At 70.5% G+C, this 11,953-nt stretch carries 11 protein-coding genes; 8 read left to right on the top strand and 3 right to left on the bottom strand.

Features of this window, described 5'->3' with window-relative positions; all coding sequences use genetic code 11:
- Positions 1-127 precede the first annotated feature (127 nt).
- The 6 genes from ACBJ32_RS45290 (at position 128) to ACBJ32_RS45265 (ending at position 5,630) form a co-directional block, all read left to right on the top strand.
- Positions 128-346 (top strand): hypothetical protein, encoded by a 219-nt coding sequence (locus tag ACBJ32_RS45290; protein ID WP_375132103.1) that lies wholly within the window; start codon positions 128-130, stop codon positions 344-346.
- Positions 347-1,360 (top strand): zinc-binding dehydrogenase, encoded by a 1,014-nt coding sequence (locus ACBJ32_RS45285; RefSeq protein WP_375132102.1) that lies wholly within the window; start codon positions 347-349, stop codon positions 1,358-1,360.
- 131 nt (positions 1,361-1,491) lie between these two features.
- Entirely contained in the window at positions 1,492-2,421 is a 930-nt protein-coding gene (locus ACBJ32_RS45280; RefSeq protein ID WP_375132101.1) for a LysR family transcriptional regulator, read from the top strand.
- 94 nt (positions 2,422-2,515) lie between these two features.
- Complete coding sequence (locus tag ACBJ32_RS45275; protein ID WP_375132100.1) at positions 2,516-3,679, top strand: NAD-dependent formate dehydrogenase; 1,164 nt, start codon at positions 2,516-2,518, stop codon at positions 3,677-3,679.
- Positions 3,680-3,927: 248 nt separating this feature from the next.
- Positions 3,928-4,479: an RNA polymerase sigma factor gene (locus ACBJ32_RS45270; protein WP_375132099.1), complete on the top strand. Its 552-nt coding sequence runs from the start codon at positions 3,928-3,930 to the stop codon at positions 4,477-4,479.
- Complete coding sequence (locus ACBJ32_RS45265) at positions 4,476-5,630, top strand: CU044_5270 family protein (protein ID WP_375132098.1); 1,155 nt, start codon at positions 4,476-4,478, stop codon at positions 5,628-5,630. Before ACBJ32_RS45270 ends, ACBJ32_RS45265 begins: the two co-directional genes overlap by 4 nt.
- 137 nt (positions 5,631-5,767) lie before the next feature.
- Here the strand turns inward: ACBJ32_RS45265 and ACBJ32_RS45260 are convergent, their stop codons facing one another.
- Entirely contained in the window at positions 5,768-6,280 is a 513-nt protein-coding gene (locus ACBJ32_RS45260; protein ID WP_375132097.1) for a MarR family winged helix-turn-helix transcriptional regulator, read from the bottom strand.
- Between the two features lie 5 nt (positions 6,281-6,285).
- On the opposite strand from ACBJ32_RS45260, the gene ACBJ32_RS45255 reads away from it, so the two are divergent.
- Positions 6,286-7,422 (top strand): MFS transporter, encoded by a 1,137-nt coding sequence (locus ACBJ32_RS45255; RefSeq protein ID WP_375132096.1) that lies wholly within the window; start codon positions 6,286-6,288, stop codon positions 7,420-7,422.
- Between the two features lie 199 nt (positions 7,423-7,621).
- Here the strand turns inward: ACBJ32_RS45255 and ACBJ32_RS45250 are convergent, their stop codons facing one another.
- Entirely contained in the window at positions 7,622-8,173 is a 552-nt protein-coding gene (locus tag ACBJ32_RS45250) for a GNAT family N-acetyltransferase (RefSeq protein WP_375132095.1), read from the bottom strand.
- Positions 8,174-8,356: 183 nt separating this feature from the next.
- Positions 8,357-8,872, bottom strand: coding sequence for an SRPBCC family protein (locus tag ACBJ32_RS45245; RefSeq protein ID WP_375132094.1), 516 nt, complete (start codon positions 8,870-8,872; stop codon positions 8,357-8,359).
- A 365-nt stretch (positions 8,873-9,237) separates the two neighbouring features.
- Here ACBJ32_RS45245 and rph point away from each other — a divergent pair, with 365 nt between their 5' ends.
- Positions 9,238-11,883 carry a rifamycin-inactivating phosphotransferase gene (rph, locus tag ACBJ32_RS45240; RefSeq protein ID WP_375132093.1) on the top strand — a complete coding sequence of 882 codons (2,646 nt, stop codon included), beginning with the start codon at positions 9,238-9,240 and terminating at the stop codon, positions 11,881-11,883.
- Positions 11,884-11,953: the final 70 nt, after the last annotated feature.

Here is an 11,953-nt window from a genome sequence, read left to right as displayed (position 1 = left end):
TTCCAATAAATGGAACTTTAATTCGACTACTGAAACCCTGGAGGCAGATTAGACCATGGGCGGCCGCGGCGGAACTGCTCATGACGGCAACTTCCGTTTTATGGAATGGTGGTCTAATCTTCGGAACATGCCCGAACTGATCGACGTGTCCAGGCTCGGCGGGTCCGATCGCGTGCCGGCGGCGCCGGACGAGCCGATCCTGTTCACCAAGTCGCCGGACACGCTCGTCGGCCCGTACGACGACGTGCGGATCCCGCGCGGCGCCTGGCTCCAGCCCGGCGACGTGATGGAGCTCGGCATCGACGGCCTCGGTGCCCAGCGCCGGCACGTCATCGGGGCCCGGTAGATGCGCGCGCTGGTCCTGACCGGCCCCGGCAAGGCCGAGGTTCAGGAGGTCGAACCGCCGACCGCCGCGCCCGGCGAGGTCGTGGTGGACGTCGAGCGCGTCGGCGTGTGCGGCACCGACGTGGAGCTGTTCACCGGCGAGATGAGCTACCTGCGCACGGGCCGTTCGTGGTATCCGCTGCGGCCCGGCCACGAGTGGTGCGGCCGCGTCACCGCACTCGGCGACGGCGTCCCGGAGGAATGGCTGGGCCGCCGCGTCACCGGCGACACCATGCTCAGCTGCCGGAACTGCGACCGCTGCCGCTCGGGCCGTCACCACGTCTGCGGCGACATGGTCGAGATCGGCATCAGCCGCGGCCGCCCGGGAGCGCTCGCCGAGCAACTCGCCGTCCAGGTGACGGCACTGCACGCTCTGCCGCACACGGTGGACTCCACGCTGGGTGCGCTGGTCGAGCCCGGCGGCAACGCCCTGCGGGCGGCCCGTGGCGCCGGGCTCGCCTCGGGCGGGCGCCTGCTGGTGCTGGGCACGGGCACGATCGGCCTGCTGACAGCGCTCTTCGCGAGGGCCGCCGGAGCCGAGGTCCATCTGATGGGCCAGGACGAGCCCAGGTTGGGCCTGGCCAGGCGCCTCGGCTTCGACCACGCCTGGACCGGGGCCACCCTGCCGCGCCTGCCGTGGCATGCCGTCGTCGACGCCTCCAACGCGCCCGAGCTGCCCGCCCTCGCGCTCGACCTCGTCGAACCCGCCGGACGCGTGGTGTACATCGGCCTGGCCGGCACCCCCTCCACGCTCGACACCCGCGACCTGGTGCTCAAGGACGTCGCCGCGATCGGCATCCTCGGTGGCTCCGCGGGCCTGGCCGGAGCCATCGCCGCCTACGCCGACGGCTCGGTCGACGCCCGCCCGCTGGTCGCGGCCACCGTCGGCCTCGCCGAGGCCGCAGGCATCCTGGCAGGGCAGCGCCCGGCCCACGCCGGGCCGGGGCCGAAGATCCACATCGACCCCCGGAGGTGAGGGGCGACCACGGTGATGCGCGGTGCGGGTAGAACGGCCGCCGGCCGCCTTCGCGCTGCTGCCGCAAGCGGTGCAGCTCGCCGGGCTCTCGGAGGGTGGACGGAAGAGGTGCATACGCGACATCCTGTGACGTGCTGTTGCGCCAGTTGGAGTACCTCGTCGCTCTGGCCAGGGAGCGGCATTTCGCCCGCGCCGCCGCGGCCTGCCACGTCTCCCAGCCGTCGCTGTCCGCGGCCATCCGCAAGCTGGAACGCGAGCTCGACGTGCCGCTGGTGCGGCGCGGGCAACGTTTCGCCGGGCTGACGCCCGAGGGCGAGCGGGTGGTGCTGTGGGCGCACCGCATCCTCGCCGACGCCGACGGGCTGCGCCAGGACCTGTCCCGGATGCGAGAAGGGCTGTCAGGGACCCTGCGCATGGGGGCGATCCCGACCGCGCTGACCGCCGCCTCGTTGCTGACCACGCCGTTCTGCGAGCTCTATCCGCACGTACGGGTGCTGCTCACCTCGCTGTCGTCCCGGGAGATCGCGCGGCGGCTGGCGGACTTCGAGATCGACATGGCGATGACGTATCTCGACGACGAGGAGGAGGATTTCGGCGAGGTGCGCACCAGCCCGCTGTACGAGGAGCGCTACCTGCTGCTCACCCCGTCCGACGGCGAGCTGGCCGACCGGCGGGTCGCGCGCTGGGCCGAGGTCGCCGCGCTGCCGCTGTGCCTGCTCGCCCCCGAGATGCGCAACCGCCGCATCCTGGACGCCAACTTCCGCCAGGCCGGCGCGGTGGCCGTCCCGGCGATCGAGACCGACACCGTCTCGGCCCTGTTCGCGCACGTGGCCACGCACCGCTGGTCCAGCGTGATCGCGCACGCCTGGCTGCACATGTTCGGCGTGCCGGAAGGCATGCGCGTCGTCCGGCTGGAGCGGCCCGCGCGCGAACCCCGCGTCGGCCTGGTGGTGTCCGGTACGGGCCCCGAGTCGGTGATGGCCAGGGCGGTGCTGGACATCGCCCGGGACCTCGATCTGCGCGAGGTGTTCGACCGGCTCGCCCACGACCACCTGGCATAGACGGCGCCTATCACCCGATAGACACAAACGCTTTGACCTGCGAAGACACCTCGTCGGACAGTGAGATCACCCCGACAGGCAAGGAGCAGAAACCATGGCCAAAGTGTTGTGCGTTCTCTACGACGACCCGATCGACGGCCATCCGGCCGGCTACGCCCGCGACGGCCTGCCTGAGCTGGCCGGCTACCCGGGCGGCCAGACGCTGCCCAGCCCGAAGGCCGTCGACTTCACCCCGGGTCACCTGCTCGGCAGCGTCTCCGGCGAGCTGGGGCTGCGCCGTTTCCTGGAGGAGCGGGGTCACACGCTGGTGGTCACCTCCGACAAGGACGGCGACGGCTCGGAGTTCGACCGCGAGCTGGCCGACGCGGACGTGGTCATCTCGCAGCCGTTCTGGCCCGCGTACCTGACCGCCGAGCGCATCGCCCGCGCCCCCAAGCTGAAGCTGGCCGTCACCGCCGGCATCGGCTCCGACCACGTCGACCTGGACGCCGCCATCGCCCGCGGCGTCACCGTCGCCGAGGTCACCTACTGCAACAGCATCAGCGTCGCCGAGCACGTGGTGATGATGATCCTTTCTCTCGTACGCGACTACCTGCCCGCCCACCGGACGGTGCTGGAGGGCGGCTGGAACATCGCCGACTGCGTCGCCCGCTCCTACGACCTGGAGGGCATGCACGTCGGCACCGTGGCCGCCGGCCGGATCGGCACGGCCGTGCTGCGCCGCCTCAAGCCGTTCGACGTGCACCTGCACTACACCGACCGGCACCGCCTGCCGCACGAGGTCGAGGAGGAGCTCGGGCTCACCTTCCACCCCGACGCCGCCGCCATGGTCCCGTTCTGCGACGTGGTGACCATCAACGCCCCGCTGCACCCGCAGACCGAGGGCCTGTTCGGTGACGAGCTGATCGCCACGATGAAGCGAGGCGCGTACCTGATCAACACCGCCCGCGCCAAGATCGCCGACCGCGACGCGATCGTCCGAGCGCTGGAGAGCGGGCAGCTCGCCGGATACGCCGGCGACGTCTGGTACCCCCAGCCCGCGCCGGCCGACCACCCCTGGCGCACCATGCCGCACCACGGCATGACCCCGCACATCTCCGGCTCCTCGCTGTCCGCCCAGGCCCGCTACGCCGCCGGCACCCGCGAGATCCTGGAGGCGTGGCTGGACGGCACGCCGATCCGCGAGGAGTACCTCATCGTCGAGGGCGGCGCGCTGGCCGGGACCGGCGCGCGCTCCTACAGCACCCGCAAGCAGTAGAAGGGACGGGCGCGACCAGTGGTGTGCCGGGGTTCCGGCCCGGCACGCCGCGGCGGAGACACTCGACATCGTGACGATGCGACCCCGACCGGCCTCCATCATGGGTGAGAAGGAAGGGGCAGCGGCCCATTCGCGGGGCCGCTCCGATCGGTTCAGTCGTTCCTGCCTGGCCTGAAATTCTGCCGTCGGCCGCGGACACGTAGGAAGTGAAAGCCCGCAGCGTTCGGAAGGCCTGACGAGGATGACACGTGAGTGAACAAGACGACCGGTCCCGGTTCGAGGCGGTGTACCGGCGCACCCATGAACAGATCCTCGGCTACGCCGTGCGGCGGTGCTCCTCACCCGAGGACGCCGCCGACGTCGTGGCCGAGACCTATGTGATCGCCTGGCGGCGGATGAGCGAGCTCCCTGAGGGTGAGGCCGGCAAGCTCTGGCTGTACGGCGTGGCCCGGCGAGTGCTGGCCAACCACCGCCGCAGCGAGCGGCGCAGGCTCACCCGGCACACCGAACTCACAGCCGAGATCGAACACCTTTACACCGCCCCCTCCCCACACCATGAGCGGGACGGCGTGGAGGAAGCCATGGACATGCTCGCCGACAGCGATCGGGAACTGCTGGCCCTGACCCTCTGGGAGGGGCTCGACCCCGGCGAGATCGCCACAGTGCTGAACTGCTCCCGCAATGCCGCCCGGATCCGCCTGCACCGGGCCCGCAAGCGCTTCGCCAAGGCCCTGGAGAAGACCCGCCCGTCGGCCGCTGGTCTCGCGCCACGGCCGCTCGTCGAGAAGGAGTCAAGGTGAACAGCGACCAGCTCTTCAAGGACCGGGCGCGAGTGCTGGATGAGGACCTGGCCGGCCGGGCGTCCACCGCGGGGGCGGACGCGCTGCTGATGCAGGTCGTCTCGCTGGAGCGCGTTCCGGCCCGGCGACGGCTCCGGCTCTCTCCCGGCCGCGCTCTGCTCGGCCTGGCCGCGGCCGCCGCCGCGGTAGCGGTCATCGCCCCCGCGATGCTGTCCGACAGCACGATCTCCATCGCGCCTCAGCCCAGTACGTCGGTGTCCGTGACAGCCGAACCGACTGCCCAGCAGATCCTGCTCGCTGCTGCCGTCGCCGTGGAGAAGGCCCCCGCGAGCGGAGACTACTGGCGCACCGCGACCATCAACCAGTGGATGTTGACCGACCCCACGCGCAGCTATGTGCTCGAGGGAAGACGCTCTGCAGAGGTCTGGCTGGCGAAGCGGCCGGATCTGCCGAGCTGGCGCATGCGGCAGGATCTCGGCGTCAAGCCCGCGACACCGCGGGACGAGGCGGCCTGGCGGGCCGCGGGGGCGCCTACCACCTGGCGGTACCCCAAGGACATGAAGACGGAGAACCTGTTCTCCGTCCCGTCCAGGCCGCTGGAGGCGGCGGCAGGTGAGCGAACCGGCGAACGGCTTCACTGGAAGACGGTCGGTGACCTGGCAGGCAAGTCGTTGACCTGGCAGGAGATGCGCGCGATCCCGGGCGAGCCCGAGACGCTCCGGAGCTACCTGGAAGAGCGCATCGGCCGGCTGGATCTGGCCGGATCCGGGATGGACGTGGAGGAGGCGAGGGCGTACATCTTGATCCGGAACTGTGTGGACATCATCAGCACCCTGCCCGCCTCGCCCGAGACCCGTGCATCCGCGTACCGGGTCCTTGCGTCCCTGCCCGGCATCCGGGCCGAGGCGGAGATGACAGATCCGCTGGGCCGGCCCGGGCAGGTGCTCAGCTATCAGGAGGAGATTGAGCCGGGCGTGTTCTCCAAGGTTCAGCTCGTGGTCGATCCCGGCACCGGCCTGCTTCTCGCCGAGGTGAGGACGAACACCACCAAGCTCGCGAACGGGCGGCAGGCGGAGCTGCGTCTCTCCACCTCGTACCAGGCGATCGGCTGGACCGACGAACGCCCGGAACCGCCCACGCATCGGAACTGAGCCGCCCGCCGCCGACCGGCCGTCCTTATCCGGCAAGCATCGCATGCACGGCATGACCATCCCGAGTCGGCGGTCCGCCGTCGGCTCGGGGAGCCGGGGAGTGGATGGCGTGCACGCCGGAAGGGGGCGGCCGGCGGTTACGTAGCGCGTTGCCGCCACTCCTCGTAGACGGGGCACTGCGGGCAGCTGGCCCGGTCGCACAGCCGGCACAGCGTTGCCACCAGCCGCTCGCTGCGTGCCTCCGGCCCGAGCAGCGCCGCCGCGATCGGCACCAGGTGCTCACGCTGCTCGTCGGTAAGCCGCTCGATCAGCCGCTGCAGGGCGCTCTGCCGGGCCGCCAGCGCCGCTGCCGCCACGCGCTCTCCCTCGGACGTGAGCCGCAGCGGGCGCGCGCGGCCCCGGCTGCTGCGCTCGACCCAGCCCTGCTCGGTCAACCGGCGGACCAGATGGGCGGTGCCCGGCTGGGAGATCCCCAACACGCCGCCCAGCCAGTCCGCCGTGCGGCCCGGCTGGTCCTTGATGGCGATCAGTGCTTCTCCCAGCGCGCCACCCGAGCCGACCGCTCCGGTCACCGCTTCGCGGATGATTCCCGTCACGAACAGGGCGGATGCGCCGAGCAGGTTTGCGGCATGCTCTTCTCGTACATTCATTACTGATGAATGTACGCCTCTCAGGGTTGATTGTCTGCTACAACGCCGCACAGCTGCCCGTGGCGATGCGGCCCCTGCTCATCGCCCTGGTGGCCGCCCAGCAGGCGGGCGGTTTCACCGGCGCCGGCCTCGCCGGTGGGGCGGCGGCGACGGGCATGGCGCTGTCGGCGCCGTGGTGGTCCCGCGCGCTGGCGCGGTACGGCGACCGGCGCGTTCTGACAGCCTCCGGCGCGCTCTTCCTCGTCACCGAGCTCGCGCTCGCGGCCAGTCATGGCCTGCTGCCGGTCATGGGCGCGGCGGCGCTGTGCGGGCTGTGCACGCCCCCCATCTCCAGCAGCCTGCGCTCGATGCTCCCGCACCTCGTCGCCAACGGCGATCCCGGCAGGGCCTACGCCGTCAACGCCGTCGCCAACGAGACGGTCTACATCGCCTCGCCCTTGTGGGTGACCGGCTGGGCCACGCTCGCCGGTCCGGCCGCCGCGCTCGTCGCCAGCGCGCTGGCAGGCGCCGCCGCCCTCGGCGCCGGCATCGCGTTCACACCTGCTCTTCCGCGCCCGTCCCGCCGGGCAGGGCCGCCCCTCGCGGCCCTGCCCGCCGTGCGCACCCTCGGCGGCGCCTACCTCGCCTACTGGGTCTGCATGGGGGCGATGTGGGTGCTCCTGCCCGCCTTCGCCGCCCACGCCGGCGCCTCCCACCAGGCCGGGCTGCTGGTGGCGCTCTGGTCGGCCGGCAGCCTCGCCGGCGGCCTGGCCCTGGCGGTATGCGGACCACGCGGTGCCTACCGTGATCGCTACCTCTGGCTGCTCGGCACGCTCGCCGCGACCTCGCTGCCGCTGGCCCTGCCGGCCACGGTCGCGACGATGGCCGTCGCGATCACCCTGTTCGGCATCGCGCTCGCGCCCTGGCTGGCCACCAGCGACCAGCTCGCCGCCGTGATCGCCGGGCCGCGCAGCAGCGAGCTGTACGGCTGGCTGACCACCCTCGGGCAGATCGGCAGCGCCGTCGGAGCCGCGCTCGCCGGCCCGCTCGGCGACCGGTACGGCGGCGGCCCGGCCTTCCTCCTGGTAACCGCCGCCCTGGCGGCGGGCCTCGCCGTCGCCCTCACGCGCAGGCGCACGCTGCCCCAGGACGGCCGACCGTGAACGCAGACGGCGGGGCGGTGCTCTCGATCGCGATGACGCCCTCGCCCTTGATCCTCCACCACTGGAACGCGACCTGCCCGGGCCAGGCCGTGCCGGGTCAGCGGCCGGCGAGTTCGGCGAAGATCTCCACCAGTTCAGGCCGGTCCAGTCGAGCCGGCTCACCCGGAGGACCGCTGGATCGGCGACCATCGCCGCGCGGTCATGACGGCGCCGCACCATCCGGCCGGCAAGGCTGTTTCGGAGGGGGATCGTCCCGCAGCCTGCTGTACATCAAGCCATCACGCCACTGACCGGCGCGGAACTCCACCGCACGCATGACGCCCTCCAGGGTGAAGCCGGCCTTCTCCAGCGATTTCTGCTCGGCGACGTTCTCCGGATGGGTGGTCGCCTGGATCCGCTGGGCCGGGGTGTGCTCGAACAGGTAGTCGCACAGCATCGCCTGCGCGCGCCAGCCGACACCGCGTCCGCGCCAGTCGGGGAGCAGGGCGATTCCCGTCTCCCAGTGTCGTGAAACTTCGGACCCTTGCGCTGACCAGCTCACGAAGCCGGCCGCCGTGCCGTCGACCTCGACGATGAGTCTGCTGTTCTCGGCGCCCAGGTATCCATCCGTGGCGAAGCGCCGTGCGGGGGCCTGCGCGTCGCGGAATCCTGTCCAGTCGAGGCCGATGAGCCCTGGTGTCGTGGCGAAGCGCCGGAACATGGCGAGATCATCCTCGGTCACCGGCCGCAGTCGTACTTCGAGCGCGCTCATGGCGCACCTCCCCTGTGGTTTCTTCGCCCTGCCCATGGTCGCGTCATCGGCCTGAACCTGGTTCGCGACATCCAGGGGCGCGGGACCGCGCAGTGTGCGGGAATGTGCCTCGGCCAGCGCGCCCACGGCGTTCGAACCGTCCAAGAACGATGACAGCGACCAGGGGGAGTGCCTGCACAGGCCCTATGCATCATCCGCCGGGTCACGCTCCGCTTCCCCAGGACGCCTCGGAATCCGTCCGCGTTCAAGCCGCTCCTTGGCCCCGCCGATCTCCTTCTTCACGTCGGCGGCCAGCCGGCGGCGTAGCACTGGCTCCAGCAGCCACCGGAGGAACGGCGCGAAGTCGATCGAGATCGTGCGCCTCACCTTCGTGGTGCCGTCTCCGACGTTTTCCGCTTCGAAGGATGCCCTGAATCGGGACAGCCGGTGGTTCAGGCGATTGTGAGGCAGGGGCGCGTACTGGACATCGACGCGCCGGCCCGGGGTCAGGCGCATCTGGGAGATCAGCTTGGGTGCTGGGCCAGGGACGCCCGGCAGGATCGGGCGGAACTTGAACTCCACGAGGTCTCCGCTGTGCCGCACCCAGTCGATGGGGCCGATCTTGTCGTCGATCTCCGCGTAGCGTTCGGCGTCCATCACGAACCGCAGGAACTCCTCCGGCGTGCAGCGGATGATCTCTTCCGCGATGACTTCAGGCATGGAAAGAGAGTACTCTCTCACTATGGCGCGAACTACCCCTGGGGTGGCCAAGGAGCGCCTCCTCGAGGAGGACATCCGGCTGCTCGCGGTCAAGGGGTGATCGCCGGTGACAGCGCGATGCCCCCTCCAGTGCTGGGCGCATCGGTGCCATCTCAACGGGTAATTACAATGCAGTGCTGCATCGTATTCAAATATGACCCATCTCACCTATTTCGATGCAGATCTGTACTGTATTGTAATCCGCCGAGGAGGCGACGTTCCGTGAACGGCCTCCGCGCGCAGTGGGCTCGCACGACGGGTGCGGTGAAGTCGCCGCTGCCGGGTTCCAGGCAGGTCATCCACCCCATGAGAGACGGGAATCAGCCATGAGTGCCTTCGTACTCGGGTTCCATGACATCGACAGGACGCAGCTTGCCCTGGTCGGAGGCAAGGGCGCCAACCTCGGCGAGCTGTCCGCGATCAGCGGGGTTCGCGTGCCGTACGGGTTCTGTGTGACCACCGACGCCTACCGGGAGGTCGTGGAACGGGATGCGGCGGTCAGCGCGCTGATCGACGGGCTGGCCGGGCTGCGGGCCGATGACCGGCCGGGGATCGCCGCCGCCTGCGCGCGCCTGCGGGCCACCATCGAGGACCTGGCCGTGCCCGAGGAGCTCCGGCGCGACATCATCCGGCACCTGCAGGAGACGGGCGATGAGGGCGTGCCCTGCGCGGTGCGTTCCAGCGCCACCGCCGAGGACCTGCCGTCCAGTTCCTTCGCCGGCCAGCAGGACACCTACCTCAACGTCAAGGGCACCGCGGCGCTGATCGACAGCGTGCGGCGATGCTGGGCGTCACTGTTCACCGACCGCGCGGTGGCCTACCGCATCCAGAACGGCTTCGATCACCGAGCCGTCCGGCTGTCGGTCGTCGTCCAGCAGATGGTCTTCCCGGAAGCGGCCGGCATCATGTTCACCGCCGACCCGGTCTCCGCCAACCGCACGGTGGTCTCGATCGACGCCGGGTACGGCCTGGGAGAGGCGTTCGTCTCCGGGCTCGTCAACGCCGACAACTACCGGGTCAGGGCAGGGCAGATCACCGAGAAGAAGATCGCCACGCAGACGAAGGAACTGCGGGCCTCCCCGTCCGGCGGCACCATGGAGCAGCCGATCGAGGCCGCCCGCCAGCACGCCCAGACACTGACCGACAGCCAGATCCTGCAGCTTGACAAGCTGGGACGGCGAATCGAGGCGCATTTCGGCAAGCCGCAGGACATCGAGTGGGCCCTGTGCGACGGCACCTTCTACGTGCTGCAGAGCCGTCCCATCACCACCCTCTATCCCGTGCCGCCGTCGAACGACGGCAAGAACCACGTGTACATCTCCTACGGGCACCGGCAGATGATGACCGACGCCTTCGCCCCTCTCGGCCTGTCGTTCTTCGCCCTGCTGCACGACAAGCTGGGGCGCACGGCCGGCGTCGTGGCGGGCAACCGCTTCTACAAGGACGTCTCGTCCGAGCTGACCTCGTTCTGGGCCAGGCCCGCCACGCTCAAGAGCCTCGGCCAGGTGGACGTGCTGATGGCCAACGCCCTGCGGACCGTGCTGAAGCGCAAGGACTTCGTGGCCTCGCTGGCGCGCGGCAAGACCTCGATGCTGGACTTCGGCGAGGGCGGCCCGCTGCCGATCGCCCGCCAGTACCTCAAGCTCTCCCGCGAGAACGACCCCCGCGTCGTGCCCGACCTGATCGCCTACACCGAGAAGACGGTGGAGCGGTGCAGGCAGGGCCTCGCGGGCAGGTCGGGCGACGAGCTGTTCCAGTACATCATCGACGACCACGCCGTGCTGGCCGAGCTCACCTTCGATCCGCGCAGCGTGGCGGCGGCGTTCGTCGGCATCCAGGCGGTCAACTGGGTCAACAAGCACATGGAGGCCTGGCTGGGCGTCAAGAACGCCGCCGACGCCATCGCCCAGTCCGCCGACCACAACGTGGTGGCCGCCATGGGGCTCGACCTGCTGGACGTCGCCGACGTCGTCCGCGAGCACCCCGAGGTCATGCGCTACCTGGAGACCGCCGAGGGCGGCACCTTCTTCACCGGTCTCGCCGCGTTCGACGGCGGCGAGGCCGTACGGGACGCCATCCAGGACTACCTGCGCAAGTACGGCATGCACTGCGCCGGCGACATCGACATCACCCGGACCAGGTGGAGCGAGGACCCGGCCCCGCTCGTCCCGCTCCTTCTCGGCAACATCCGGAACTTCCCGCCCGGCGAGCGCCGCCGCAGGGCGGAGCAGGGGCGCGCCGAGGCCGAACGCGGCATGAACGACCTCCTCGCCCGCCTCAGGGAACTCCCCGGCGGCGCCGGCAAGGCCAGGAAGGCGGCCAGGAAGATGAGCCTGATCCGCCGCTTCATCGGCTACCGCGAATATTCCAAGCACTCCCTGCTCCTGCGCTACGAGCTCTACAAGCGGGCGCTCATGGCAGAGGCCGCCAAGCTCGTCGGCCGGGGCGTCATCAAGGACGCCGAGGACGTGTACTTCCTGTCCATCGAGGAGTTCAGGCAGGCGGTCAACACCGGCGAGCTCGACTACTCGGTCATCATCCAGCGAAGAGAGGCGCACGAGGCGTACCGGAAACTCGCCCCGCCACGCGTGATCACCTCCGAGGGTGAGGTCATTCCCGGCGAGTACGACGCCGGCACTCTCCCGGAGGGGGCGATGGCCGGCATCGCCGTGTCGGCGGGCATCGTGGAGGGCCGCGCCCGGGTCATCCGCAGCATGGCCGAGGCCGACGTGGAAGAGGGGGACATCCTCGTGACGGTCTTCACCGACCCGAGCTGGTCCCCGCTGTTCGTCTCCGTCAAGGGGATCGTGATGGAGGTGGGCGGCGTGATGACGCACGGCGCCGTGGTGGCCCGCGAGTACGGCCTGCCCGCCGTCGTCGGCGTGGAGAGCGCCACGGAGCGCATCGAGGACGGGCAACGCATCCGGGTGAACGGCAGCGAGGGGTATGTGGAGGTCCTGCCGAACCCCTGACACTTACGGCCTCATCCGCATCTGCCCGGGGCCCGGCCCGGGCAGGCTGATCGCGTGTAACTTTCACCGA

The sequence above is a fragment of the Nonomuraea sp. GTA35 genome (genome assembly GCF_041950525.1).
Classification (GTDB): Bacteria; Actinomycetota; Actinomycetes; order Streptosporangiales; family Streptosporangiaceae; genus Nonomuraea.
Note: the sequence above shows the minus strand (reverse complement) of the source record. Positions and strands in the feature narration are given on the sequence as shown.